Below are 25,469 nucleotides of genomic sequence, written 5' to 3'. Positions count from 1 at the left end.
GTTCGGGCCCCATCGGGGTACCGGGCTGATGACGTGCCCGCACAGGCCGGGCATCACGAAGACGAAGGTTATCCACCAGTGAGTGAGACAACGCACGACGACAGGGTCGCCCTCGGCGCGGCCGTGTCGCCCGACGAGGGCCTCACGGCGAGCCGGCTCGCCGCACGGTACGGGCTGAGCGTGAGCGGCGCCCGCCCCTCCCTCGCCGAGTACGTCCGCCAGCTCTGGGACCGGCGTCACTTCATCATGGCCTTCTCCCGGGCGAAGCTCACCGCGCAGTACAGCCAGGCGAAGCTGGGCCAGCTGTGGCAGGTGGCGACCCCGCTGCTGAACGCCGCGGTGTACTTCTTCATCTTCGGGCTGATCCTCAAGGCGAACCGCGGTCTGCCGCGCGACGTCTACATCCCGTTCCTGGTGACGGGCGTGTTCGTGTTCACCTTCACGCAGAGCTCGGTGATGGCGGGCGTGCGGGCGATCTCCGGCAACCTCGGCCTGGTGCGGGCGCTGCACTTCCCGCGCGCCTCGCTGCCGATCTCGTTCGCGCTGCAGCAGCTCCAGCAGCTGCTCTTCTCGATGATCGTGCTGTTCGCGGTGGCCGCCGGCTTCGGCAGTCTGCCGGACCTGTCGTGGCTGCTGATCGTCCCGGTGCTGGCGCTGCAGTTCCTCTTCAACACCGGCCTGGCGCTGATCATGGCCCGGGCGGGCGCCAAGACCCCCGACCTCGCCCAGCTCATGCCGTTCGTGATGCGGACGTGGATGTACGCGTCCGGCGTGATGTTCTCCATCCCCGTCATGCTGGCCGACAAGCCGCAGTGGCTGGCGAACGTCCTGCAGTGGAACCCCACCGCGATCTACATGGACCTGATGCGCTTCGCCCTGATCGACGGCTACGGCGCCGAGAACCTGCCCGACCACGTCTGGGCGGTCGCCGGCGGCTGGGCCGTGCTGTTCGCCCTGGGCGGCTTCGTGTACTTCTGGAAGGCGGAGGAGAGGTACGGCCGTGGCTGAGCCGAGCACCGAGCAGCAGGGGGAGCGGATCCCCACCGTCATCGCGGACGAGCTGCACATCGTCTACCGCGTGCACGGCGCCAAGACCGGCAAGGGCAGCGCCACCGCCGCCCTCAGCCGCATCCTCAAGCGCGGCGAGGAGCGCGGGGTGCGCAAGGTGCACGCCGTCAAGGGCGTCTCCTTCGTCGCCTACCGCGGGGAGGCCGTCGGTCTGATCGGCTCCAACGGCTCCGGCAAGTCGACCCTGCTGCGCGCCATCGCCGGGCTGCTGCCCGCCGAGAGCGGCAAGGTGTACACCAACGGCCAGCCGTCCCTGCTGGGCGTGAACGCGGCCCTGATGAACGACCTGACGGGCGAGCGGAACGTCATCCTCGGCGGCCTCGCCATGGGCATGTCCCGCGAGCAGGTCAGGGAGCGTTACCAGGAGATCGTCGACTTCTCGGGCATCAACGAGAAGGGCGACTTCATCACCCTGCCGATGCGGACCTACTCCTCCGGTATGGCGGCCCGGCTGCGCTTCTCCATCGCGGCCGCCAAGGACCACGACGTCCTCATGATCGACGAGGCGCTGGCCACCGGTGACCGCAAGTTCCAGAAGCGCTCCGAGGAACGCATCCGCGAGCTGCGCCAGCAGGCGGGCACGGTGTTCCTGGTCAGCCACAACAACAAGTCGATCCGCGACACCTGCGACCGGGTGCTGTGGCTGGAACGCGGCGAGCTGCGCATGGACGGACCGACCGAAGAGGTCCTCAAGGAGTACGAGAAGTTCACGGGCAAGTAGTCCACTCCCGCCTGGACACAACGGCCAGACGGATCACCGGGCCCCGCCGCAACCCCAGCGGCGGGGCCCGGCGTCTGCAAAGGAAACGTCAACTCGGGCTCGCCTTAGGAATCTTGACACCAATCGGTGTGTTGTTGTGATGTGCAGGACACCCCAGGGAAGCTCACTGCGTTGTACAACGTAAGCTGTACCGGTCCCGAAACGCGGCAAAGTGGGGCGATAATGCGCGACACCCTCAAGCGGGACAGTCGCACCGACGGCCGGGCGGCGTGTCCGAAATAGTGTGTATTGGGTCAGCGGTGTAGAACGGGAGATGTGACGGCAATGGCTACGGAAACTCCCCAGCTCAGCGCAGCAGCCTGTGCCGTCCCCGCCCCGGGCGGCGAGCGGTGACGGGAACCGGCATGTCGCGCTCCCTCGACACGGAGCGCGGCACGCTCGACAAGGCCGCGGGCGAGAACTTCCCCGTGGCCCCCTTCTTCCTGCCCCGGGCCTGGCGCGACGACCTCATGGCCATCTACGGCTTCGCGCGCCTCGTCGACGACATCGGCGACGGCGACCTCGCCCCCGGCGGCGCCGACGCCAGGCTGCTCGGCGTGTCGCCTGCCGACGCCGAGGACCGGCTGCTCCTCCTGGACGCCTTCGAGGCCGACCTGGACCGCGTCTTCACCGGGGAACCCCGCCACCCCATCCTCCGCCGCCTGCAGCCCACCGTCCGCCGCCGCTCGATCACCCCCGAGCCCTTCCGCGGACTGATCGCCGCCAACCGCCAGGACCAGCTCGTCAACCGCTACGAGACCTACGACGACCTGCTCGCCTACTGCGAACTGTCGGCCAACCCCGTCGGCCGTCTGGTGCTGTCCGTCACCGGCACCTCGACGCCCGAGCGGATTCGCCTCTCCGACGCGATCTGCACCGCACTCCAGATCGTCGAACACCTGCAGGACGTGACCGAGGACCTGGGCCGCGACCGCATCTATCTGCCCGCCGAGGACATGAAGCGGTTCCATGTCCAGGAGGCGGATCTCGCCACGGCCACCGCGGGCGCATCGGTGCGCGCACTGGTCGCATACGAAGCAGAACGCGCCCGCGTTCTCCTGAATGAAGGCGCTCCCCTGGTGGGTAGCGTCCAGGGCAGGCTGAAGCTGCTGCTCGCGGGGTTCGTGGCGGGGGGAAGGGCGGCGATCCGTGCGATCGCCGCCGCCGAATACGACGTACTTCCCGGCCCGCCCAAGCCCGGCAAGGTCCAGCTGCTGCGCGAGGTGGGCGTGACTCTGCGAGGAGAGGGGTGATCCGGACCGTGGAGTTCGAACAACACGTGTCCGCACCGGTACTCGCCGCCTACCGCTACTGCGAGGCCGTCACCGGACATCAGGCGCGCAACTTCGCGTACGGCATCAGACTGCTGCCGACGCCGAAGCGGCGCGCGATGTCGGCGCTGTACGCGTTCTCCAGGCGCGTCGACGACATCGGCGACGGCGACCTGGCGGACGAGGTCAAGGCGGCGAGACTCGAGGACACCCGGGCGCTGCTGACCCGGGTGCGCGAGGGGGAGGTCGCCGAGGACGACACCGATCCCGTCGCGGTCGCCCTCGCGCACGCCGCCGAGGCCTTCCCGGTCCCGCTCGGCGGCCTGGACGAGCTGATCGACGGCGTGCTGATGGACGTGCGCGGTGAGACCTACGAGACCTGGGACGACCTGAAGGTCTACTGCCGGTGCGTCGCGGGCGCGATCGGCCGCCTCTCGCTCGGCGTGTTCGGTACGGAACCGGGGGCGCGCGGCGCCGAGCGCGCCCCGGAGTACGCGGACACCCTGGGCCTCGCGCTGCAGCTGACGAACATCCTCAGAGACGTCCGCGAGGACGCCGAGGGCGGTCGCACCTATCTGCCCTCCGACGATCTCGCGAAGTTCGGCTGCTCGGCCGGGTTCAACGGCCCGACCCCGCCGGAGGGCTCCGACTTCGCGGGCCTTGTGCACTTCGAGGTGCGCCGGGCCCGCGCCCTTTTCGCCGAGGGCTACCGGCTGCTGCCCATGCTCGACCGGCGCAGCGGCGCCTGTGTCGCCGCCATGGCCGGCATCTACCGCCGACTGCTCGACCGCATCGAGCGCGACCCGGAGGCCGTGCTGCGCGGCCGGGTCTCGCTGCCCGGCCGGGAGAAGGCCTACGTCGCCGTGCGCGGGCTGTCCGGCCTGGACGCCCGGAACGTGACACGGCGGACCGTCAGGAGGCGCGCCTGATGGACAATCCGGTCCAAGGTGATGCGGGCGGAGAAAAGCGGCACGCAACCCTCCGCCGGGACACGGCGTCCCTGACTGCGACGGCCGACCGTGCACGGTTCCACCACGGCGGTCGCGCAGGGGAGGGCGCACGATGAACGACGGCACGCGGTCCGAGGGACTGGTCGCCGACATCCCGGGACGACCCGGGCGGGACGCCGTCGTGATCGGCGGCGGTCTCGCCGGTATCACCGCTGCCCTCGCCCTCGCCGACGCCGGCGTGCGCGTCACCCTGCTCGAAGGCCGTCCGCGACTGGGCGGGCTCGCCTTCTCCTTCCAGCGCGGCGACCTGACCGTCGACAACGGACAGCACGTCTATCTGCGCTGCTGCACCGCCTACCGCTGGTTCCTCGACCGGATCGAGGCGACGGAGCTCGCACCGCTGCAGGATCGTCTCGACGTGCCGGTGCTGGACCTCGCGAAGCCCGAGGGACGGCGGCTGGGCAGGCTGCGGCGCGACGCCCTGCCGGTGCCGCTGCATCTGGGGCGCAGCCTGGCGACGTATCCGCATCTCTCGCTCGCCGAGCGCGCCAGGGTGGGCCGTGCCGCGCTCGCGCTCAAGGGGCTCGACCTCGCCGATCCGACCCTGGACACGCAGGACTTCGGCAGCTGGCTGACCGCGCACGGTCAGTCGGCGCGTGCCGTCGAGGCCCTGTGGGACCTGGTCGGGGTCGCCACCCTCAACGCGGTCGCGGGCGACGCCTCGCTGGGGCTCGCCGCGATGGTGTTCAAGACCGGTCTGCTGTCCGACCCGGGAGCGGCCGACATCGGATGGGCTCGCGTCCCGCTGGGCGAACTGCACGACCGGCTGGCCCGCAAGGCGCTCGACTCCGCGGGCGTGCGTACCGAGGTCCGTACACGCGTCACCTCCATCTCTACTGACGAGAACGGGAACCCGCGCGTTCAGGTTCCCGGCGAGACGTTCACACCGGACGCCGTCGTGCTCGCCGTACCCCAGCGCGAGGCGCATGACCTGCTGCCCGAGGGCGCGCTCGACGCTCCGGAAAATCTTCTGCGCATCGGCACCGCGCCGATCCTCAACGTCCATGTCGTCTACGACCGCACGGTGCTCACGAAGCCCTTCTTCGCGGCCCTCGGCAGCCCGGTGCAGTGGGTCTTCGACCGCACCGACGCCTCCGGGCTGCGCGAGGGCCAGTACCTCGCGCTGTCGCAGTCGGCTGCGCGGGACGAGATCGACGAACCGGTCGCGGCGCTGCGCGAGCGCTACCTGCCGGAACTGGAGCGACTGCTTCCCGGTGCCCGCGGCGCCGTGGTGCGGGACTTCTTCGTGACCAGGGAGCGCACGGCGACGTTCGCTCCGACCCCCGGCGTCGGACGGCTGCGGCCCGGCGCCCGTACGAAAGCCCCCGGCCTCTACCTGGCCGGAGCGTGGACCGCCACCGGGTGGCCCGCGACCATGGAGAGTGCGGTCCGCAGCGGTGTGAGCGCGGCGGACGCCGCGCTCTCCGCCCTGGGCCGGCCCCGCCCCCGCCACCTCTTCGACTTCGAGGAGGCCGCGTGATGCTCGATCAGCAGGCGGCGGGCGGCCCCCGCACCCCCGGTACCGCAACAAGAGGAGAGACTGTGCCCACTGTGCCCCCGGCCGAGACGGCCGATCGAGCGACCGCAGTGGACGTGACCGCGCTCCTGGAGCGCGGCCGGACCCTTGCCACACCGGTACTGCGGGCGGCCGTGGACCGTCTGGCCCCTCCCATGGACACCGTTTCCGCCTACCACTTCGGCTGGATCGACGCGCAGGGCAACCCCGCCGACGGCGACGGCGGCAAGGCCGTGCGCCCCGCCCTCGCCGTGCTGTCCGCCGAGGTCACCGGCGCTGCGCCCGAGGTCGGCATCCCCGGCGCCGTCGCCGTCGAACTCGTCCACAACTTCTCCCTGCTGCACGACGACCTGATGGACGGCGACGAACAGCGCCGCCACCGCGACACCGTGTGGAAGGTGCACGGCCCCGCCCAGGCGATCCTCGTCGGCGACGCCCTGTTCGCCCTCGCCAACGAGGTCCTCCTGGAACTCGGCTCGGTCGAGGCCGGCCGCGCCACCCGACGCCTCACCACCGCCACCCGCGCCCTGATCGACGGCCAGGCCCAGGACATCTCCTACGAGCACCGCGACCGCGTCAGCGTCGAGGAGTGCCTGGAGATGGAGGGCAACAAGACCGGAGCCCTGCTCGCCTGCGCCTCCTCCATCGGCGCGGTGCTCGGCGGCGCCGACGACCGCACCGCGGACACGCTGGAGAAGTACGGCTACCACCTCGGACTCGCCTTCCAGGCCGTCGACGACCTGCTCGGCATCTGGGGCGACCCGGTCTCCACCGGCAAGCAGACCTGGAGCGACCTGCGCCAGCGCAAGAAGTCCCTGCCGGTGGTGGCCGCCCTCGCGGCCGGCGGCCCGGCCTCCGAGCGGCTCGGCGAGATCCTCGCCGCCGACGCCAAGAGCAGCGACTTCGAGAATTTCTCCGAGGAGGAGTTCGCCGCCCGCGCCGCCCTCATCGAGAAGGCGGGCGGCCGGGAGTGGACGGCCGAGGAGGCCCGCCGCCAGCACACGGTCGCCGTGGAGGCCCTGGACGCCATCGACATGCCCGACCCGGTACGGGACCGGTTCGCGGCACTCGCCGACTTCGTCGTCGTACGGAAGAGATGATCATTATCGGTCGAATAGCCCTCGCGTAGTCGCCGGCCGGTGCCGGCAGGAGGTTTCCGGCACCGGCCGACGGCGGACCCACAGCAGCACGACTCGCACGACTGCACGAAGGGGAAGCCATGACAGCGACGACCGACGGAAGCACCGGAGCCGTGTCGCCCCGAGCTGCCTCGGCCAGCGAAACCGACAGCACCACCCCCGTGGCGGCGGGGGTACGCGACGCCGCCGTACGCGCAGTACAACGCTCCACCGACTTCCTGCTGTCGCGGCAGGACGCCCAGGGCTGGTGGAAGGGCGACCTCGAGACCAATGTGACGATGGACGCCGAGGACCTGCTGCTGCGGCAGTTCCTGGGCATCCTCGACGACTCCACGCGGCACGCCGCCGGACTCTTCATCCGCGGCGAGCAGCGCGCGGACGGCACCTGGGCCACGTTCTACGGCGGACCCGGTGAACTGTCCACGACCATCGAGGCGTACGTCGCCCTGCGCCTGGCCGGCGACGAGCCGGACGCCCCGCACATGGCGAAGGCCTCCGCCTGGATCCGGGACCAGGGCGGCATCGCCGCGGCCCGTGTCTTCACCCGGATCTGGCTCGCCCTGTTCGGCTGGTGGAAGTGGGAGGACCTGCCCGAACTGCCGCCGGAGCTGATCTACTTCCCCCAGTGGATGCCGCTGAACATCTACGAATTCGGGTGCTGGGCCCGGCAGACCATCGTCCCGCTGACGATCGTCTCCGCGAAGCGGCCGGTGCGGCCCGCGCCCTTCCCGCTCGACGAACTGCACACCGACCCGGCCCAGCCCAATCCACCCAGCCCCCTTGCCCCGGTGGCCAGTTGGGACGGCGTCTTCCAGCGCCTCGACAAGGCGCTGCACCAGCTGCGCAAGGTCGTGCCGCGCCGGCTGCGCAGGGCGGCGATGAACTCCGCGGCCCGCTGGATCATCGAGCGCCAGGAGAACGACGGCTGCTGGGGTGGCATCCAGCCGCCGGCCGTCTACTCGGTCATCGCCCTGTACCTGCTCGGCTATGACCTCGAACACCCGGTCATGCGCGAGGGGTTGGCGTCCCTGGACCGCTTCGCGGTGTGGCGCGAGGACGGGGCCCGGATGATCGAGGCCTGCCAGTCGCCGGTGTGGGACACCTGCCTCGCCACCATCGCCCTCGCCGACGCGGGCGTCCCGGCCGACCACCCGCAACTCGTCAAGGCCGCCGACTGGATGCTCGGCGAGGAGATCGTCCGGCCCGGCGACTGGGCCGTCAAGCGACCCCAACTGCCCCCGGGCGGCTGGGCGTTCGAATTCCACAACGACAACTACCCCGACATCGACGACACCGCCGAGGTGGTCCTCGCGCTGCGCCGGGTCAGACACCACGACCCGGAGCGGGTGGAGAAGGCCATCGGGCGCGGGGTGCGCTGGAACCTCGGCATGCAGTCCAGGAACGGCGCTTGGGGTGCCTTCGACGTCGACAACACCAGTCCCTTCCCCAACCGGCTGCCGTTCTGCGACTTCGGCGAGGTCATCGACCCGCCGTCCGCCGACGTCACCGCCCATGTGGTGGAGATGCTGGCCGTCGAGGGCCTTTCCCACGACCCGCGCACCCGGCGCGGCATCGAGTGGCTGCTGGCCGAACAGGAGCCGGACGGCTCGTGGTTCGGGCGCTGGGGCGTCAACTACGTCTACGGCACCGGGTCCGTCGTCCCCGCCCTCGTCGCGGCCGGCTTCCCCGGCTCGCACCCGGCGATCCGCCGTGCGGTCGCCTGGCTGGAGTCGGTGCAGAACGACGACGGCGGCTGGGGCGAGGACCTGCGCTCCTACCAGGACGCGAGGAAGTGGAGCGGCAAGGGCGCCTCCACCGCCTCGCAGACCGCGTGGGCGCTGATGGCCCTGCTCGCGGCGGGGGAACAGGAGTCCAAGGCCGTCGAGCGCGGCGTCGCATGGCTCGCGGCCACCCAGCGCGAGGACGGCTCCTGGGACGAGCCGTACTTCACCGGAACCGGCTTCCCCTGGGACTTCTCCATCAACTACCACCTCTACCGGCAGGTCTTCCCGCTGACCGCCCTCGGCCGGTACGTCCACGGAGAGCCGTCCGTGGTGGCAGCCGTCGGCAAGGGGGGCTGATGACCACCGAGCCCGCCTCCGCCCCGCTGCTGATCGCCTGCGCACTCGGCATCGAACGCTTCGCCCTGCGCACGAGCGACCGGGGCGGGGCCGACGGGCCGGTCACCGTGCTGCGCACCGGCATGGGGCCCGAGGCGGCCGAGGTCTCCACCACCCGGGTGCTGTCCCGGCCGCAGCTCGCCGGGGCCGCCGTCCTGGCCACCGGCTTCTGCGCCGGCCTCGCCCCCGGCATGCACCCCGGCGACCTGGTCGTCGCCGAGGAGACCCGGCATCCGCGCGGGACCGTCCCGTGCGTCGGCACCGAGCTGCTGGTCGAGGCACTGGCGCGCGCCGTGCCCGGCCGCACCGTCCACACCGGGCCGCTCACCGGCTCCGATCACGTCGTCCGCGGTCAGGAACGGTCGGATCTGCTGGCGACCGGCGCGATCGCGGTCGACATGGAATCGGCGGCGACGCTCCTGAGCGCCGTGCGCACCGGCGAGCGCCCGGTTGCGGCCGTACGGGTGGTCGTGGACGCTCCTGACCATGAACTCGTCCGGATCGGCACGGTGCGCGGTGGAATATCAGCCTTCCGCGTCCTTCGTTCCGTACTTCCCGCTTTTTTCGAATGGCACCGTTCTTTGCTGCTCCCCCGGAGGTGAGCCAGATGGCCATGCCGCTGCGCCAGTCCATCAAGGTCGCTACTTACCTGGCCGAACAGAAGCTCCGCAAGCGGGACAAGTTCCCGATCATCGTGGAGCTGGAACCTCTTTTCGCGTGCAACCTGAAGTGCGAGGGCTGCGGCAAGATCCAGCACCCGGCGGGCGTGCTCAAGCAGCGCATGCCGGTCGCGCAGGCCGTGGGCGCGGTGCTGGAGTCCGGTGCGCCGATGGTGTCCATCGCCGGCGGCGAGCCGCTGATGCACCCTCAGATCGACGAGATCGTGCGGCAGTTGGTGGCCAAGAAGAAGTACGTCTTCCTCTGCACCAACGCCATGCTGCTGCGCAAGAAGATGGACAAGTTCAAGCCCTCCCCGTACTTCGCCTTCACGGTGCACATCGACGGTCTGCAGGAGAGGCACGACGAGTCGGTGGCCAAGGAGGGCGTGTTCGAGGAGGCCGTGGAGGCGATCAAGGAGGCCAAGCGGCGCGGCTTCCGGGTCACCACCAACTCGACCTTCTTCAACACCGACACCCCGCAGACCATCATCGAGGTGCTCAATTTCCTCAACGACGACCTAGAGGTCGACGAGATGATGATCTCGCCCGCCTACGCCTACGAGAAGGCGCCCGACCAGGAGCACTTCCTGGGCGTGGAGCAGACCCGCGAGCTGTTCAAGAAGGCCTTCGCGGGCGGCAACCGGCGCAAGTGGCGGCTGAACCACTCGCCGCTGTTCCTCGACTTCCTCGAGGGCAAGGTCGACTTCCCGTGCACCGCCTGGGCGATCCCGAACTATTCGCTGTTCGGCTGGCAGCGACCCTGCTACCTGATGAGCGACGGGTACGTGCCGACGTACCGCGAACTCATCGAGAAGACCGACTGGGACAAGTACGGCCGCGGCAAGGACCCGCGCTGCGCCAACTGCATGGCGCACTGCGGCTACGAGCCCACCGCCGTCCTCGCGACCATGGGGTCGCTGAAGGAGTCCCTGCGCGCGATGCGCGAGACGGTCGCGGGAAACCGGGAGTGACGACGTGAGCGCCATCTCCCTGGGCGTCCCCGAGGTACCGGCCCGGCCGATCGCCGAGCGGCGCGTGTCGCGGCAGATCCATGTCGGGCCGGTGCCGGTCGGGGGCGGGGCCCCGGTGTCGGTGCAGTCGATGACGACGACTCGTACGTCGGACATCGGCGCCACCCTGCAGCAGATCGCGGAACTCACCGCCTCCGGCTGCCAGATCGTCCGCGTCGCCTGCCCCACGCAGGACGACGCGGACGCCCTCGCGACCATCGCCCGCAAGTCGCAGATCCCGGTGATCGCGGACATCCACTTCCAGCCGAAGTACGTGTTCGCGGCCATCGAGGCGGGCTGCGCGGCCGTGCGGGTGAACCCCGGCAACATCAAGAAGTTCGACGACCAGATCAAGGAGATCGCGCGGGCCGCCAAGGACCACGGCACGCCGATCCGGATCGGGGTCAACGCCGGGTCCCTCGACAAGCGGCTGCTGCAGAAGCACGGCAGGGCGACCCCGGAGGCGCTGGTCGAATCGGCGCTGTGGGAGGCGTCGTTGTTCGAGGAGCACGACTTCCGGGACATCAAGATCTCGGTCAAGCACAACGACCCGGTCGTGATGATCGAGGCCTACCGGCAGCTCGCCGCCCGGTGCGAGTACCCGCTGCACCTGGGTGTGACCGAGGCCGGTCCCGCCTTCCAGGGCACGATCAAGTCGGCGGTCGCCTTCGGGGCGCTGCTCTCCCAGGGCATCGGCGACACCATCAGGGTCTCCCTGTCGGCCCCGCCCGCCGAGGAGGTCAAGGTCGGCATCCAGATCCTCCAGTCGCTGGGGCTCAGGCAGCGGCGGCTGGAGATCGTGTCCTGTCCGTCCTGCGGTCGGGCGCAGGTCGACGTCTACAAGCTCGCCGACGAGGTCACGGCGGGCCTGGAGGGCATGGAAGTCCCGTTGCGGGTGGCCGTGATGGGCTGTGTGGTCAACGGTCCCGGTGAGGCGCGGGAGGCCGACCTGGGGGTCGCCTCCGGCAACGGCAAGGGGCAGATCTTCGTCAAGGGTGAGGTCGTCAAGACCGTCCCCGAGTCGAAGATCGTGGAGACCCTCATCGAGGAGGCGATGAAGATCGCCGAGCAGATGGAACAGGACGGCGTCGCGTCGGGGGAGCCGGCCGTCACCGTGAGTTGAACAGCACGGACCGAAGGGGGCCCGACCGTGACGATTCTGGAGAACATCCGGGGACCACGCGACCTGAAGGCGCTGTCCGAGAGCGAACTGCGTGAACTGTCCGAGGAGATCAGGGAGTTCCTGGTGCACGCGGTGGCCAGGACCGGTGGGCACCTCGGGCCCAACCTGGGCGTGGTGGAACTGTCCATCGCGCTGCACCGGGTCTTCGAGTCGCCCGTCGACCGCATCGTGTGGGACACCGGCCACCAGAGCTACGTCCACAAGATCCTCACCGGGCGCAAGGACTTCTCCAAGCTGCGCGGCAAGGGCGGCCTCTCCGGCTACCCCTCGCGCGATGAGTCCGAGCACGACATCGTCGAGAACAGCCACGCCTCCACCGCGCTCGGCTGGGCCGACGGTCTCGCCAAGGCCCGCGAGGTGCAGGGCGAGAAGGGACACGTCGTCGCGGTCATCGGCGACGGCGCGCTGACCGGCGGCATGGCCTGGGAGGCGCTGAACAACATCGCGGCCGCCAAGGACCGGCCGCTGATCATCGTCGTCAACGACAACGAGCGCTCCTACGCGCCCACCATCGGCGGCCTCGCCAACCACCTGGCCACCCTGCGCACCACCGACGGCTACGAGAAGGTGCTCGCCTGGGGCAAGGACGTGCTGCTGCGCACGCCCATCGTCGGCAACACCATCTACGAGTCCCTGCACGGCGCGAAGAAGGGCTTCAAGGACGCCTTCGCCCCGCAGGGCATGTTCGAGGACCTGGGCCTGAAGTACGTCGGCCCGATCGACGGACACGACATCGGCGCCGTGGAGTCCGCGCTCCGGCGGGCGAAACGCTTCCACGGGCCGGTCCTCGTCCACTGCCTCACGGAGAAGGGCCGCGGCTACGAGCCCGCCCTCGCCCATGAGGAGGACCACTTCCACACCGTCGGCGTGATGGACCCGCTCACCTGCGAGCCGCTCACGCCGTCCAACTCCCCGTCCTGGACCTCGGTGTTCGGCGACGAGATCGTCAGGATCGGGGAGGAGCGGGAGGACGTCGTCGCGATCACCGCGGCGATGCTGCACCCGGTGGGGCTCGGCAAGTTCGCCGCGAAGTTCCCGGACCGGGTGTGGGACGTGGGCATCGCCGAGCAGCACGCGGCGGTGAGCGCGGCCGGCCTCGCGACCGGAGGCCTGCACCCCGTGGTCGCCGTCTACGCCACCTTCCTCAACCGCGCCTTCGACCAGTTGCTGATGGACGTGGCCCTGCACCGCTGCGGCGTGACGTTCGTCCTGGACCGGGCGGGCGTCACGGGCGTCGACGGGCCCTCCCACAACGGCATGTGGGACATGTCGATCCTCCAGGTCGTCCCCGGCCTCAGGATCGCCGCACCGCGCGACGCCGACCAGCTGCGCGCCCAGCTGCGCGAGGCCGTCGCCGTCGACGACGCGCCGACGCTGGTCCGCTTCCCGAAGGAGTCGGTGGGACCCGAGATCCCGGCGATCGACCGGGTCGGAGGCCTCGACGTCCTGCACCGGGACCCCGGCACACCCGAGGTCCTGCTGGTCGCCGTCGGTGTGATGGCACCGGTGTGTCTGCAGGCCGCCGAGCTGCTGCAGGCGCGCAGGATCTCCTGCACGGTCGTGGACCCACGCTGGGTCAAACCCGTCGACCCGGCGCTCCCGGGCCTCGCCGCGGAACACCGGCTGGTGGCCGTCGTCGAGGACAACAGCCGCTCCGCCGGAGTGGGCTCGGCGGTCGCGCTCGCCCTCTCGGACGCCGAAGTCGACGTGCCCGTACGGCGGTTCGGCATCCCGGAGCAGTTCCTCGCGCATGCCAAGCGCGGCGAGGTGCTGGCCGACATCGGTCTCACGCCGGTGGAGGTGGCCGGCCGGATCAGCGCGAGCCTCGCCGTCAAGGAGGCCGAGGACACCCTGGCCGTCGAGGAACAGACGGACGGCACCGTCAAGGAGAGGGCTGAATGACCAAGGAGTTCGACCTCGCCGCACTCTTGGCCGAGCGCGGAGCCGAGCGCTACGAGCTGCACGGGAAGTACCTGAACCACCAACTCCCGCGCATGCTGCACACGATCGGCTTCGACAAGGTCTACGAGCGGGCCGAGGGTGCCCACTTCTGGGACGCGGACGGCAACGACTACCTGGACATGCTCGCCGGGTTCGGGGTGATGGGCGTCGGCCGCCACCACCCCGTCGTCCGCAAGGCACTGCACGACGTCCTCGACGCCTCTCTCGCCGACCTCACCCGCTTCGACTGCCAGCCGCTGCCCGGCCTGCTCGCGGAGAAGCTGCTGACGTACAGCCCGCACCTGGACCGGGTGTTCTTCGGCAACAGCGGTACGGAGGCGGTGGAGACCGCGCTGAAGTTCGCCCGGTTCGCCACCGGCAGGCCGCGCGTCCTGTACTGCGACCACGCCTTCCACGGGCTGACCACCGGTTCGCTGTCGGTCAACGGCGAGGACGGCTTCCGCGACGGCTTCGCCCCGCTGCTGCCCGACACGGCCGTTCCGCTCGGTGATCTAGAGGCGCTGGAAAGGGAGTTGAAGAAGGGCGACGTCGCCGCCCTGATCGTCGAGCCGATCCAGGGCAAGGGCGTGCACGAGAGTCCGCCCGGCTATCTGCGCGCCGCCCAGGAACTCCTGCGCCGGCACAAGGCGCTGCTGATCGCGGACGAGGTCCAGACGGGCCTCGGCCGCACCGGCGATTTCTACGCCTACCAGCACGAGGAGGGCGTCGAACCGGACCTGGTGTGCGTGGCCAAGGCCCTGTCCGGCGGTTACGTCCCCGTCGGCGCCACCCTCGGCAAGGACTGGATCTTCAAGAAGGTCTACTCGTCCATGGACCGGGTGCTGGTCCACTCCGCCAGCTTCGGCTCCAACGCCCAGGCCATGGCGGCCGGCCTCGCCGTGCTGTCGGTCATGGAGGACGAGCAGATCGTCGCGAACGCCCGACGTACGGGCGACCTGTTGAAGTCCCGGCTGGCGGCGCTGATCGACAAGTACGAGCTGCTCGCCGACGTACGCGGCCGGGGCCTGATGATCGGCATCGAGTTCGGCAAGCCCAAGTCGCTGAAGCTGCGCGGCCGTTGGACCATGCTGCAGGCCGCCCGCAAGGGACTGTTCGCGCAGATGGTCGTCGTACCGCTGCTGCAGCGGCACCGGATCCTCACTCAGGTCTCCGGCGACCACCTGGAGGTGATCAAGCTGATCCCGCCGCTGGTCGTCGGCGAGCCGGAGGTCGACCGGTTCGTGGACGCCTTCACGGCCGTGATGGACGACGCGCACAGCGGCGGCGGGCTGATGTGGGACTTCAGCAAGACGCTGGTGAAGCAGGCCGTGGCCAATCGCTGACGCGCCGGGCGGCCGGGGTCGCTCCACGGCCCCCGGCCGCCCGAATAATCGATCGCGCGAGCGATCACTGTGCGGCACAATCGCCGGATGCCGACCACCGCGGAGCAGTTGCTCTCCGCACTCGAAGGACTGTCTTTCCCGGCCCGTCTCGCCCTCACCGCCAAGACCGCGCGCCGGCTCGTGGAGCAGGGGGAACTCGCTCCGCTCCTCACCGACCTCGACGCCCGCGGCCCCTACGGGCGCCGCCTCGCCGCGCTGGCCGCCCTCGTCGGCCGGGACGCCGGCTTCCTCGCCGCCCGGCTCGCCGACCCGGACGCGGTCGTCGCCGGATACGCCCAGCGCGCCGCCCGCACCCTGCCCGTGCGGGACGCGGCGGTGGAGGCGGCGTACGACGACGCACCGGCCGCGCTGCGGGGCCGGCTGGCCCGGCTGCTCGCCTCCGGTGGCCGCGGCGCGCTCGCCGAGCGGCTGGTGACCCGGCTCGGCGAGGAGTGGGGCGAGGCCGAGGCCGCGCGTCTGCTGCCCGCCTGCTCCACGCCCTTCGTCGCACAGGAGCTGCCCCGGCTCGCCCACGCCGTGGAGAACTGGCCACGGCTCGCCCGGCGCCACCCCGGCCCGGTACTGGCCCACGCCGAACGCGCCCTGGCCGACCGGTCCGACCACCGGGCCCGGGAGGAGTGGTGGCGGCTGAACGCCACGACGGTCGCGGCACTCGCCCCGCGGCTGCCCGAGGGGGTCCTGGCCCTGCTGGAACGGCACGGCCCGGCCGCCCTGCCGCCCGGCCTGTTCGGCGGCCTCGGCGCGCTCGTCGACGCCGACGCCGAGCGGGTCGTGCGCTGGATCATCTCCCCGCGCCGGGACCCACCGCGCCACGAGCCCGTGCCGCCGCCCGGCGTGCTGCGCCGGCTGGTGCGCGCCGAGCCGCCGTCCCTGCCGCTGCTGGGCCGCCACTGGATACAGCGCCGCGACCACCTCGCCGGGCTGCTGAAGGCCATGGCGCCGGGCAGACGGACGGCCTTCCTCGACGCGGTCACCGCGGAGGGGACGCACTGGGACCCGGCCCTGTCCGTGCTCGGCCTGCTGCCGCGCGAGCGCCGCTGGGCCGAAGTGCGCAGGGCGGCCGCCGAGTTCGGCGAGCGGGTCGACGCCTGGGACGACCTGGACACGCTCGCCCACGGCCCGTACGACCAGGCACGCCCCTTCCTGATCGCCGCGATCCGGCGGCCCGACGCCGACGACCGCGCCGCCGCCTGGCCGCTGTTCGTGGCCTGCGCGGCCCGGGACGGCGGCCGGGAGGCGATCACCGAGGTGCTGGACGCGGCGGGCCGGCTCCGCAACGACCAGGACCCCGTGCGCTCGGCCGCGCTGGAGGCGCTCGCCGAGACGCATCCGCGGCTGTTCACCTCCGCGGACGGCGAGCCGCTCGACCGTGTCGCCCTCGACGCCCTCCAGGCCCGGGACTGTTCGGCCGGCACCCTGACGGCATTGCGCACCCTCGCCGAGCGCGTCCTCGTCGAGCACGCCGGCGACGACGAAACGGCCCTGCGCGCCTGGGCGTTGAGCACGCTGGAACGGATCACGGGCAGGGTCGGCGTACCCGACTTCGGGCCGCTGCACCGCGTCCTGCGGCGCGGCCAGGAGCACGAGGTGTTCGAGGCGCTGCGCCCCTGGCTGGAGGCGGCGGCGGACCGGTCCGACTTCCGGCTGCTGCTCGGCCTGGCCGCCGCGTTCGGCCCGCGGGCCCGTCGGATGCCCGCGCTGCAGGACATGCTCGCCCTGGCGCTGGAGCGCGGCGACGACCTGACGTTCGAGGCGGCCGCGACGCTGTGGCTGGCCGCACCGGCCACCCGCGGGGAACGGGCGGCCCGGATCGTCGAACAGGAACCGTCGGCGGTCGCCCTCGCGCCGGTACGGCGGGTACTGTCCCGCGAGCGCACGGACCTGCTGGACGTCCTGCTGGCCGACACCCCGCCGTACGGGCGCTTCCTGGTCGCCGGGGCCGCGCGCCCGCTGCCGGACCTCGGCGCCGCCGACCGCTGGCTGCCCCGCCAGCAGCGGGCCGCGGCACGGCTCGCCGAGCAGATCACCGAGGACCGCTCCCGGCCCCTGGACGACCGGGCCGCCGCGCTCCGCGCCGCCGCCCCGGTGCCGGAAGTGGGTCTGGCCCTGGCCATGCGGCACAAGGACGACGAGGAGGTGGTCGTCGCCGAGGCGGCGCTCGCCGCGCTGCCCTGGACCGACCGCCCCCAGGACGCCCTGCTGGTGCTCCTGGACCAGGCGGCCGGTGACCGGGCCCGGGTCGCGGTGTACGCGGCGAGCCGCGCCGCCCGCTTCACCGCCCCCTCCGAACTCGCCGCCGCCCTCAGCCCGTTGCTGACGGGCGAGCGGCCCGCGAAGGTGACCTCCCGCAAGGAGGCCGTGCGCCTCGCGGCCCGCTTCCTGCCGCCGCGTCAGGCGGTGGCGCTGCTCGCGCGCGGCTTCGCCCCCGACACGCACCCCGACGTCCGGACCGCCGTGATCCGGGTGCTTCCGCCCCTGCTGGGCGTGCCGGAGGCCTGGCACCTGCTGGACGCGGCCGCACGGGACGACACTCCCGGCGTACTCCGGGCCGTCGTCGAGGTGGGGCCCTGGGAACTGGCCGAGGCGCAGCGCGGGCGGTACGCGGCGGTGGTGGACGCGGTCTACGACGCCGGTCTGGCCTCGCACGAGGACTTCTCCGGCTGGGCCTTCCTGCGCGGGCTGGCCCCCTGGACCCGGTACGCGCCCGGGCTGGCCGACCGGATCGCCGGCACGGTGTGCGACCTGGACAACCGGGAGCACTGGAGCCATGCGGCATCGGTGCTGCGCGACCTCGCCTTCGCCGACCCGCCCCACCCCGTGGCCGGCGCCGCTCCCGGCAGTGCCTTCCACGGCGCGGTGACCCGGCTGCTGGCCGCGATGCGGACGCCCGAGGGCGGCTGCGAGGCGCTGGAGGACCGGGATCTGCCGGCGCTGCAGCGGCTGCGGTCCCTGGTGTCGCCTTCCTACAACGCCGTCGAACGGCTCGAGGTGCTCGAGGAGATCGCCGCGCTGCTCGCGCCGGAACCGCTGCTGGCCGCCGAACGGGCAGGTCTGCTGCGCCGGTTGGTGGACCGCACCGAGGAACCGGACCAGTTGCTCGGGCGGCTGCTGGACCTGGCTCAGGCGCTGGAGGGCACCGGAACGGCGGTCGCGCTTCAAGTGTCGGGCCGGCTGGAGGCGGGCTGGGCGCACCGAGCTCGGCCCGAGCGGGCTGCGGCCATGCTGGCGGCGGCCCAGCGGCTGGCCCGCGACGGCGGCACGGTGCCCGGGCTGCTCGCGGCGCAGTTGGTGGACGGAACGGCCGGCGGCCTCGGCTGGCCCGAGGAGTGGCGGTCGCTTCTGCGGCTGCTGCGCCGGCACCCGGACCCCGACGTACGGTACAAGGCGTACGAGACGAGGACGGCCCCGGAATGACACCCTGAGCCCTTTTGCCTCTGAGGCAAGAAATTTGCCGCAGAGGCAAGAGTGCGGCTGAATGGAGAGCATGAGCTCTCCCGAGACCGGGCCCCCGGCCGCGCCGGACGAGGTCCTGCCCGCCGTCGCGCCGCAGCTCCGCGCCCTGCGCCGGCGTGCCGCCCTCACCCTGGAGGCGGCGGCGCGCACCGCGGGGCTGTCACCGGCCCATCTCTCCCGGCTGGAGACCGGGCAGCGCCAGCCCTCACTGCCGGTGCTGCTCGCCCTCGCCCGTATCTACGGTACGACCGTCTCGGAGCTGCTCGGCGAGACGGTCGCCGAACGGGACGCCGTGGTACGCGCCGCCGACATGGAACCGACCGTCGCGGGCGGCTGGACGTACTGGCAGGCCGGTGCGTCCGGCCGCGGGATGCAGGCCCTGCGGGTGCGCGTGCCGCACGGCTCGCAGGGCGACATCGTGCGTGTGCATCCCGGCGAGGAGTGGCTGTACGTCCTCGAGGGACTGCTGTGGCTGCGCCTCGGCGACACCACGCACCGGCTCGGACCGGGGGACAGCGCGCACTTCGACTCGCTGACCCCGCACCGGATCGCCGCCCAGGACGCCGACGGCGTCGAGCTCCTGTTCGTCCACACCCTGCTGCAGAGTCCCACGGCCGCGGTGTGCCTGGGCCCCGTCACCGGAGACATGCCATGAGCAACAGCAACATGGAAGAGAAGTTCCCCCGTGCCCTGTGGGTGCGGCTGATCATCTACATCGCGGTCGGGCACCTGTTCGCGGCCTTCGTCTATCTGCTGTTCGAGGTCGGCGCCAAGTAGCCCGCGGTCAGTCGAGCAGCCGCTCCCGCAGCCGCTCGCGGATCTCCGGTGTCACCCCGAGCCCCTGCTCCAGATAGGTCTCGACGCCGCCCCACGTCTCCTGGATGGTCTCGAAGGCCGCCTCCAGGTATTCGACGCGCGCCTCGAACAGGGGGCTGAGCAGCTCCATGACCTCGGGGGAGTAGCCGGCGCCGGAGGAGCTGCTGCGCCGCACCTTGTAGCGGCGGTGCTTGGCGTTGGACTCCAGGTAGTCGGCGACGATCGCCTCCCGCTCGACGCCCAGCGCGAGCAGGGTCACGGCTATGGACAGGCCCGCGCGGTCCTTGCCCGCCGCGCAGTGCATCAGCGCGGGCACGCTGTCCTCGGCGAGCGAACGCAGCACACGCGCGTGCTCGGCGGTGCGCTCCCGGATGATCGTGCGGTAGGAGACGATCATGCGGTTGGCCGCCTTGCCGTCGCCGAGGATCTCCCGCAGCTGGTCGATCTCGCCGTCCCGGACCATCTTCCAGAACCCGGAGCCGTCCGCCGGATCCGTCAGCGGCAGGTTCACATTGCGTACGCCCGGCAGCTCGACGTCCGGGCCCTCCAGCTTCTGGTCCGCCGCGTTGCGGAAGTCGAAGATCGTGTGCAGTCCCAGCGACGAGAGGAACGCGGCGTCCTCCTGCGTGGCGTGCGCGAGATGGCCGCTGCGGAACAGCACTCCCTGCCGCACCCGCCGTCCGTCCGCCGTCGGAAGCCCGCCGACGTCGCGGAAGTTGCGCACGGCGGTCAGCTCGGGCTCGGTCGACGGGACCTGCTGCGTCACGGGGCCTCCTCAGGGTCGGCCCCGCCGGCGCGGCTCGACGACGGGCACCTCCTCGACGATACGACATGGGTTACCCAGGCAATGAGTTGTCCACAGGCGTTGCCGCCGAGGCCCGCTGACGTTGATGATGTTGCCGCTTGATCGGACCTGTTCGAACGTGTGAGGGCTTGATGCTGGAGATCTCCGACAACGGCCGTACCTGGCTCCTGACCGGTCCGGCCAGCGGGTACGCCGTCCATCTGACCGAGGACGGCGAGCTGCTGCACCTGCACTGGGGCCCGCGGATCGCGCTCGCGGACGCCGAGGCGCTCGCAGTCCGCCCGCTGCCGGTCTACCGGCCCTTCGAGTCGCCGCTGGACGGCCGCGAGGAGTACCCGGTCGAGGGTGGTCCCCGGTTCGCGCGGCCCGCCCTGTCCGTGCGCACCGAGGAGCGGCGCGGCACCGAGTGGCGCTTCGAGGCGCACGAGGCGGAGGGCGACCATCTGCGGCTGCGCTTCCGTGACGGCGGGCTCGTCATCACGCTGCACTACCGCATGCGGCACGACGTCGTGGAACGCTGGGTGAGCCTCGACAACGAGGGACCGGCGCCCCTGGAGCTGCTGCGCGCCGACGCCGCCACCTGGACGCTGCCCGACCGCGAGGGCTGGCGGCTCTCCCAGCTGCACGGCCGCTGGGCCGCCGAGTCCCTGCTGACCGCCGCGCCGCTCACCCACGGCGAGAAGGTCATCGGCAGCCGCCGCGGCCACACCGGGCATCAGCACCTGCCCTGGGTCGCCCTCGACACCGACGCCACCGAGGAGCGCGGCGAGGTCTACGGCTGCGCGCTCGGCTGGTCCGGTTCCTGGCGGATCGCGGTGGCGCAGCTCCCGGACGCGCGGGTGCAGATCACCGGCGGCGCCGGGTACGACGACTCCGGGCTGCTGCTCCTGGGCGCGGGGGAGTCGTACACCACCCCCGTCTTCGCCGGGCTGTGGAGCGACGGCGGCTTCGGCGGCGCGAGCCGCGCCTGGCACGCCTACCAGCGCGCCTACGTCATCCCGGACGCGGACCGGGACCGGCCGGTGCTGTTCAACTCCTGGGAGGCCACGGAGTTCGACATCTCCGAGGAGCAGCAGGGGGCGCTCGCCCGCCGGGCCGCCGCCATCGGCGTCGAGCTGTTCGTCGTCGACGACGGCTGGTTCGGCAAGCGCACCAGCGACCGTGCCGGGCTCGGCGACTGGACGCCCAACCCCGACCGCTTCCCCAAGGGCCTGGCGCCGCTCGCCGACTACGTGCACACCCTCGGTATGCAGTTCGGCATCTGGGTCGAGCCCGAGATGGTGAACCCGGACAGCGACCTCTACCGCGCCCACCCCGACTGGGTGCAGTTCCAGCCGGGCCGCAGGCGCACGGAGTTCCGCAACCAGCTCGTACTGAACCTGGCCCGCGAGGACGTCCAGGAGTACCTCTGGCAGCAGCTCGACACGCTCCTGTCCAGCGCCCCCGTCGACTACGTCAAGTGGGACTTCAACCGCTGCTTCACCGACGCCGGCTGGCCCGGCGACCCCTACCCGCAGCGCCTGTGGGTCGACCACGTCCGCGCGCTGTACGCGCTGCTGGACCGGCTGCGGGCGGCCCACCCGGACGTCGTCTTCGAGTCGTGCTCGGGCGGTGGCGGCCGGATCGACCTCGGCATCATGAGCCGTACCGACCAGGTGTGGACCTCCGACAACACCGACCCGCTCGACCGGCTCGCCATCCAGCACGGCTTCAGCCAGATCCACCCCGCGCGTGTGATGGCCGCCTGGGTCACCGACAGTCCCAACACCCAGCTCAACGACCGGGTCAGCTCCCTGCGCTTCCGGTTCGTCAGCGCCATGGCGGGTGTGCTGGGCGTCGGCGGAGACCTCACCCAGTGGACCGAGGAGGAGCTCGCCGAAGCCGGTGACTGGGTGAGCCTCTACAAGGAGATCCGGCCCCTGGTGCAGCACGGCGACCTCCACCGGCTGCGGCCCCCGACGGGCGGGCTCAGCGCCGTGCAGTACGTGCGCGGCGACGAGTCGGTCGTCCTGGCCTGGCTCCAGGCACAGAGTTACGGCGAGCCCGTACCGGCACTGCGACTGCGCGGACTCGACCCGACAGCCTCCTACGAATGCCCTGAAACGGGCGAAATTCACCGTGGGGCCGTACTGCTGCATCACGGGCTGGACACCGCGCTGCGCGGCGACCTCGATGCGAAAGTCATCCGACTCCGTGGCATCTGAGTCTTCTGTCCGAATTGGTGTCTTCATTCCAACTCGCTCTGGAATGGGGAATGCTGGAGCACCGTCACGTGAGGAGCGTCATATCCGTGACGGTGCGTGGCGCGTCATGTTCACGTAATTCATAAGGGTTTCAAGGGGCTTTGGACAAAGGGGTGGAACTGTAATTCACGGAGGGTGACCGTGAATTCCCACAGTCGATCAGCAGAAACGCATGCACGGGGAACCGCCGCTTGTCCCTTTGCGTCCTGGTCGCTTACGTTCGCCACCAATCCGGACGGACGCCCAATCCTGCCGCCGCCCGGAGCCCGCACAACTCACCCGTGAACGGCAGGAGCGGGGGACCCACAGGTACGACGCCTGTTCCGGTCTCCGGAACGGCTAGGGGTAAAGCCGCGCCGAAAAGCGCGGCCGGGCATCTCCAGCCCGCACCCGACAGCTCACCTCGCAGGCGACGGAGAGGAATTCGCCATGCCCGCGAAGGGTAAGCACCGCCGCCCGAAGCCCAAGCGCTTCACCCGTTCCATCGCCGTCGCCGGAACCGGCGGCGCCGCTCTCGCCCTCCCGCTCATAGGGGCCACCGGAGCCCACGCGGCCACCGCGCAGTCGGCTTCCCAGTCGGTTTCCGAAAAGACCGTCCAGTCGCTTCCGGCCGCCGAGAAGAAGGCGACCGAGAAGAAGGCGAACGCCAACAACACGGGTGTGCGCACCTATTCGGTCCGGGCCGGCGACTACCTCGCGAAGATCGCCGACGAGCAGCACGTCCGGGGCGGCTGGCAGAAGCTGTACGCGGACAACCGCCAGGCCGTCGGCGACGACCCGTCGCTGATCCACCCGGGCCTCAAGCTCACCCTCGGCGGCAAGGCGACGACCGGCGCCACCAAGTCCTCCACCTCCGCTGCCTCCTCCTCCGCCTCGTCGAGCGCTTCCTCCGCGTCGAAGGCGTCGAAGGTGTCGAAGGCGACGAAGGCGACGAAGGCCACCCAGGCCGCCGAGTCGACCAGCACCGGCTTCACCCTCCCGGTGACCGGCGGCACCATCGGCACCGGCTACCACGTCGCCGGCAGCATGTGGTCCAGCGGCTACCACACCGGCGTCGACTTCGTCGTCCCGACCGGCACCCCGGTCAAGGCCGTGGGCGCGGGCACGGTCGTCACCGCCGGATGGGGCGGTGCGTACGGCAACCAGGTCGTCATCAAACTCGCCGACGGCCACTACGCGCAGTACGGCCACCTCTCCCAGATCTCCGTCTCGGTCGGCCAGAGCGTGAGCGCGGGCCAGCAGCTGGGTCTCTCCGGTGCGACCGGCAACGTGACGGGCCCGCACCTGCACTTCGAGATCCGCACCACGCCGGACTACGGCTCCGACGTGGACCCCGTCGCCTACCTCCGTTCCAAGGGCGTCGCCGTCGGCTGACCCCCCGCCGACCGCGCGCCCCACACGCCGCCGAAGGCCGGACCCCGATCCCCGGGTCCGGCCTTCGGTGTTGCAGAGATTTCGCCGTCCGGCGATCGACCGCTCAACATCGGCGATCCGAGAGTTATTCCTGCCTTGCCCAACCCTTTGGACGTGGCTTATCTCACCGACCGTCAACCCTTTCTTACGGTCGCGTAGGTCACATTAGAAGGTGAATCATGGCCGCCGTGGCAGACGATTCGAAAAGTGACAGCAGAGACAGCAGGACAGTGATCGGGTCGTACGTCGCGGTGGGGGACAGCTTCACCGAGGGCGTCGGCGATCCCGGCCCCGACGGAGCCATGGTCGGCTGGGCGGACCGGTTCGCCGTGCTGCTCGCGGACCGGCGGCCCGAAGGCGACTTCGCCTACGCCAACCTCGCCGTGCGCGGCAAGCTGCTCGACCAGATCGTGGCGGACCAGGTTCCGCAGGCCGAGGAACTCGCCCCGGACCTGGTCTCCTTCTGTGCCGGCGGCAACGACATCATCCGGCCCGGCACCGACCCGGACGAGGTCGCCGAGCGCTTCGAGCGTGCGGTCGCCCGGCTCACCGGGGCCGCCGGCACCGTCATGGTGACGACCGGCTTCGACACTCGTGGCGTGCCCGTGCTCAAGCATCTGCGCGGCAAGATCGCCACCTACAACGGACATGTCCGGGCCATCGCCGACCGGTACGGCTGTCCCGTGCTCGACCTGTGGTCCCTCAAGACCGTGCAGGACCGCAGGGCCTGGGACGACGACCGGCTGCACCTCTCGCCTGAGGGGCACACACGCGTGGCGCTGCGCGCCGGTCAGGTCCTCGGCCTGGAGGTCCCGGCCGACCCGGACCAGCCCTGGCCGCCGCTGCCGCCGCGCGGCACCCTCGAGGTGCGGCGGGACGACGTGCACTGGGCGCGCGAGTACCTGGTGCCGTGGATCGGGCGCCGGCTGCGCGGGGAGTCCTCGGGCGACCACGTGACGGCCAAGGGCGCGCTGTCGCCGGACGACATCAAGATGCGGATCGCCCCGGTGGCCTGAGAGCGACGCGTGCCGGAGCTCACCGCTCCGGCGCGGTCAACGCCTCCCGCTCCAGCCCCAGTTCGCGGGCCACCGCCTCGTCCACCCACTCCTGGGCGCGGGCCCGTGACACCGCGCCCGGGTAGGACGTCAGCTGTACGGCGAGCCCGTCCAGCAGCGCCGTCAGCCGCAGGGCCGTGCCCAACGGGTCGGGGCAGCGGAACTCGCCCGCGGCCACGCCCTCAGCGATGACCTCGGCCAGCGCCGCCTTCCACCGCCGGTCGAGGTCACGGGTGACCTCCTGCAGCACGGGTTCGCGCAGGGCGGCCGCCCAGCCCTCGATCCACAGCCGCCAGCCCTTGGCCTGCCCGGTCGGCGCGTACCAGCGCACGGCCGAGCGCAGCCGCCGCAGCGCCGTGGTGCGCCGGCCGAGCAGTTTGCGGAGATGGGCCAGGTCGTCCTCGGCCGCGTGGGTGAACGCGGCGGCCACCAGCTTCTCCTTGGTCGAGAAGTGATACAGCACCAGCGCGTTGCTCACGCCGAGCGCCGAGGCCACGTCGGCGATCCTGACCGCCGCCACGCCCCGCGCCTCGATCTGCTCGATGGCGGCCCGCAGCAACTCCTCGCGCCGCTCCGCCACGCTCAACCGCACTCTCGCCACGCG

General features: G+C 71.4%; 21 protein-coding genes and 1 riboswitch. Of the genes, 19 read left to right on the top strand and 2 right to left on the bottom strand.

The genetic code is table 11. The features are described from left to right. Positions 1–78: 78 nt before the first annotated feature. From ABZZ74_RS20225 to ABZZ74_RS20150, 16 genes are all read left to right on the top strand, one after another. Positions 79–1,008, top strand: coding sequence for an ABC transporter permease (locus tag ABZZ74_RS20225; RefSeq protein ID WP_356766705.1), 930 nt, complete (start codon positions 79–81; stop codon positions 1,006–1,008). After that, positions 1,001–1,789: an ABC transporter ATP-binding protein gene (locus ABZZ74_RS20220; RefSeq protein WP_356766703.1), complete on the top strand. Its 789-nt coding sequence runs from the start codon at positions 1,001–1,003 to the stop codon at positions 1,787–1,789. The genes ABZZ74_RS20225 and ABZZ74_RS20220 overlap by 8 nt, the downstream gene beginning before the upstream one ends. Before the next feature lie 404 nt (positions 1,790–2,193). Continuing rightward, positions 2,194–3,081 (top strand): squalene synthase HpnC, encoded by an 888-nt coding sequence (hpnC, locus tag ABZZ74_RS20215; RefSeq protein ID WP_356766701.1) that lies wholly within the window; start codon positions 2,194–2,196, stop codon positions 3,079–3,081. Continuing rightward, positions 3,078–4,028: a presqualene diphosphate synthase HpnD gene (gene hpnD / locus ABZZ74_RS20210; protein WP_356766699.1), complete on the top strand. Its 951-nt coding sequence runs from the start codon at positions 3,078–3,080 to the stop codon at positions 4,026–4,028. Before hpnC ends, hpnD begins: the two co-directional genes overlap by 4 nt. Further along, on the top strand, positions 4,028–4,165 hold the full coding sequence (locus ABZZ74_RS20205; RefSeq protein WP_356766697.1) for a DUF6380 family protein: 138 nt from the start codon (positions 4,028–4,030) through the stop codon (positions 4,163–4,165). The genes hpnD and ABZZ74_RS20205 overlap by 1 nt, the downstream gene beginning before the upstream one ends. Beyond that, positions 4,162–5,589 carry a hydroxysqualene dehydroxylase HpnE gene (gene hpnE, locus ABZZ74_RS20200; protein ID WP_356766695.1) on the top strand — a complete coding sequence of 476 codons (1,428 nt, stop codon included), beginning with the start codon at positions 4,162–4,164 and terminating at the stop codon, positions 5,587–5,589. The genes ABZZ74_RS20205 and hpnE overlap by 4 nt, the downstream gene beginning before the upstream one ends. A 71-nt stretch (positions 5,590–5,660) precedes the next feature. Continuing rightward, complete coding sequence (locus ABZZ74_RS20195; RefSeq protein ID WP_356766735.1) at positions 5,661–6,725, top strand: polyprenyl synthetase family protein; 1,065 nt, start codon at positions 5,661–5,663, stop codon at positions 6,723–6,725. A gap of 119 nt (positions 6,726–6,844) precedes the next feature. After that, positions 6,845–8,845, top strand: coding sequence for a squalene--hopene cyclase (shc, locus tag ABZZ74_RS20190; RefSeq protein ID WP_356766693.1), 2,001 nt, complete (start codon positions 6,845–6,847; stop codon positions 8,843–8,845). Further along, a complete protein-coding gene (locus ABZZ74_RS20185) occupies positions 8,845–9,486 on the top strand; it encodes a 1-hydroxy-2-methyl-2-butenyl 4-diphosphate reductase (RefSeq protein ID WP_356766691.1) in 642 nt (213 codons plus the stop codon). Before shc ends, ABZZ74_RS20185 begins: the two co-directional genes overlap by 1 nt. Before the next feature lie 5 nt (positions 9,487–9,491). Then, the gene (hpnH, locus tag ABZZ74_RS20180; protein WP_356766689.1) at positions 9,492–10,514 is read left to right on the top strand and encodes an adenosyl-hopene transferase HpnH; all 1,023 of its coding nucleotides are present in this window, start codon (positions 9,492–9,494) and stop codon (positions 10,512–10,514) included. A 4-nt stretch (positions 10,515–10,518) separates the two neighbouring features. Further along, positions 10,519–11,676, top strand: a complete 1,158-nt coding sequence (ispG, locus tag ABZZ74_RS20175) for a flavodoxin-dependent (E)-4-hydroxy-3-methylbut-2-enyl-diphosphate synthase (protein ID WP_356766687.1) — start codon at positions 10,519–10,521, stop codon at positions 11,674–11,676. Positions 11,677–11,703: 27 nt separating this feature from the next. Continuing rightward, the gene (gene dxs / locus ABZZ74_RS20170) at positions 11,704–13,638 is read left to right on the top strand and encodes a 1-deoxy-D-xylulose-5-phosphate synthase (protein WP_356766685.1); all 1,935 of its coding nucleotides are present in this window, start codon (positions 11,704–11,706) and stop codon (positions 13,636–13,638) included. After that, positions 13,635–15,020, top strand: a complete 1,386-nt coding sequence (locus tag ABZZ74_RS20165; protein WP_356766683.1) for an aspartate aminotransferase family protein — start codon at positions 13,635–13,637, stop codon at positions 15,018–15,020. The genes dxs and ABZZ74_RS20165 overlap by 4 nt, the downstream gene beginning before the upstream one ends. An 87-nt stretch (positions 15,021–15,107) precedes the next feature. Beyond that, positions 15,108–18,494: a hypothetical protein gene (locus ABZZ74_RS20160; RefSeq protein WP_356766681.1), complete on the top strand. Its 3,387-nt coding sequence runs from the start codon at positions 15,108–15,110 to the stop codon at positions 18,492–18,494. Positions 18,495–18,564: 70 nt separating this feature from the next. Continuing rightward, the gene (locus ABZZ74_RS20155; protein WP_356766679.1) at positions 18,565–19,188 is read left to right on the top strand and encodes an XRE family transcriptional regulator; all 624 of its coding nucleotides are present in this window, start codon (positions 18,565–18,567) and stop codon (positions 19,186–19,188) included. Next, a complete protein-coding gene (locus ABZZ74_RS20150; RefSeq protein WP_344400340.1) occupies positions 19,185–19,310 on the top strand; it encodes a DUF6126 family protein in 126 nt (41 codons plus the stop codon). The genes ABZZ74_RS20155 and ABZZ74_RS20150 overlap by 4 nt, the downstream gene beginning before the upstream one ends. Positions 19,311–19,317: 7 nt before the next feature. Here ABZZ74_RS20150 and ABZZ74_RS20145 read toward each other — a convergent pair whose 3' ends face one another. Then, entirely contained in the window at positions 19,318–20,115 is a 798-nt protein-coding gene (locus tag ABZZ74_RS20145; RefSeq protein ID WP_356766676.1) for a tyrosine-protein phosphatase, read from the bottom strand. Between the two features lie 170 nt (positions 20,116–20,285). On the opposite strand from ABZZ74_RS20145, the gene ABZZ74_RS20140 reads away from it, so the two are divergent. The 3 genes from ABZZ74_RS20140 (at position 20,286) to ABZZ74_RS20130 (ending at position 24,826) form a co-directional block, all read left to right on the top strand. Next, positions 20,286–22,358, top strand: coding sequence for an alpha-galactosidase (locus ABZZ74_RS20140; protein WP_356766674.1), 2,073 nt, complete (start codon positions 20,286–20,288; stop codon positions 22,356–22,358). A 305-nt stretch (positions 22,359–22,663) separates the two neighbouring features. Then, a riboswitch (cyclic di-AMP (ydaO/yuaA leader) is annotated at positions 22,664–22,822 on the top strand. 4 nt (positions 22,823–22,826) lie between these two features. After that, the gene (locus ABZZ74_RS20135) at positions 22,827–23,771 is read left to right on the top strand and encodes a LysM peptidoglycan-binding domain-containing M23 family metallopeptidase (protein WP_356766672.1); all 945 of its coding nucleotides are present in this window, start codon (positions 22,827–22,829) and stop codon (positions 23,769–23,771) included. Positions 23,772–24,040: 269 nt separating this feature from the next. Continuing rightward, positions 24,041–24,826 carry an SGNH/GDSL hydrolase family protein gene (locus tag ABZZ74_RS20130; protein ID WP_356766733.1) on the top strand — a complete coding sequence of 262 codons (786 nt, stop codon included), beginning with the start codon at positions 24,041–24,043 and terminating at the stop codon, positions 24,824–24,826. A 19-nt stretch (positions 24,827–24,845) separates the two neighbouring features. Here ABZZ74_RS20130 and ABZZ74_RS20125 read toward each other — a convergent pair whose 3' ends face one another. Next, on the bottom strand, positions 24,846–25,466 hold the full coding sequence (locus ABZZ74_RS20125) for a TetR family transcriptional regulator C-terminal domain-containing protein (protein ID WP_356766670.1): 621 nt from the start codon (positions 25,464–25,466) through the stop codon (positions 24,846–24,848). Between the last annotated feature and the right edge of the window lie 3 nt (positions 25,467–25,469).

Origin of the sequence: Streptomyces sp. NPDC006476 (genome assembly GCF_040612015.1) — a bacterium.
Lineage (GTDB): Bacteria > Actinomycetota > Actinomycetes > Streptomycetales > Streptomycetaceae > Streptomyces > Streptomyces griseorubiginosus_B.
The sequence above is the reverse complement of the archived record's forward strand: the minus strand, read 5'-3'. Positions and strand labels throughout refer to the sequence as shown.

What these genes read in the sequence shown, in the direction of transcription:
- hpnC (WP_356766701.1), top strand. Translation starts at nt 2,194, where the DNA reads ATGTCGCGCTCCCTCGACACGGAGCGCGGCACGCTCGACAAGGCCGCG.
- ABZZ74_RS20205 (WP_356766697.1), top strand. Translation starts at nt 4,028, where the DNA reads ATGGACAATCCGGTCCAAGGTGATGCGGGCGGAGAAAAGCGGCACGCA.
- hpnE (WP_356766695.1), top strand. Translation starts at nt 4,162, where the DNA reads ATGAACGACGGCACGCGGTCCGAGGGACTGGTCGCCGACATCCCGGGA.
- shc (WP_356766693.1), top strand. Translation starts at nt 6,845, where the DNA reads ATGACAGCGACGACCGACGGAAGCACCGGAGCCGTGTCGCCCCGAGCT.
- ABZZ74_RS20185 (WP_356766691.1), top strand. Translation starts at nt 8,845, where the DNA reads ATGACCACCGAGCCCGCCTCCGCCCCGCTGCTGATCGCCTGCGCACTC.
- hpnH (WP_356766689.1), top strand. Translation starts at nt 9,492, where the DNA reads ATGGCCATGCCGCTGCGCCAGTCCATCAAGGTCGCTACTTACCTGGCC.
- ABZZ74_RS20165 (WP_356766683.1), top strand. Translation starts at nt 13,635, where the DNA reads ATGACCAAGGAGTTCGACCTCGCCGCACTCTTGGCCGAGCGCGGAGCC.
- ABZZ74_RS20160 (WP_356766681.1), top strand. Translation starts at nt 15,108, where the DNA reads ATGCCGACCACCGCGGAGCAGTTGCTCTCCGCACTCGAAGGACTGTCT.
- ABZZ74_RS20155 (WP_356766679.1), top strand. Translation starts at nt 18,565, where the DNA reads ATGAGCTCTCCCGAGACCGGGCCCCCGGCCGCGCCGGACGAGGTCCTG.
- ABZZ74_RS20150 (WP_344400340.1), top strand. Translation starts at nt 19,185, where the DNA reads ATGAGCAACAGCAACATGGAAGAGAAGTTCCCCCGTGCCCTGTGGGTG.
- ABZZ74_RS20140 (WP_356766674.1), top strand. Translation starts at nt 20,286, where the DNA reads ATGCTGGAGATCTCCGACAACGGCCGTACCTGGCTCCTGACCGGTCCG.
- ABZZ74_RS20135 (WP_356766672.1), top strand. Translation starts at nt 22,827, where the DNA reads ATGCCCGCGAAGGGTAAGCACCGCCGCCCGAAGCCCAAGCGCTTCACC.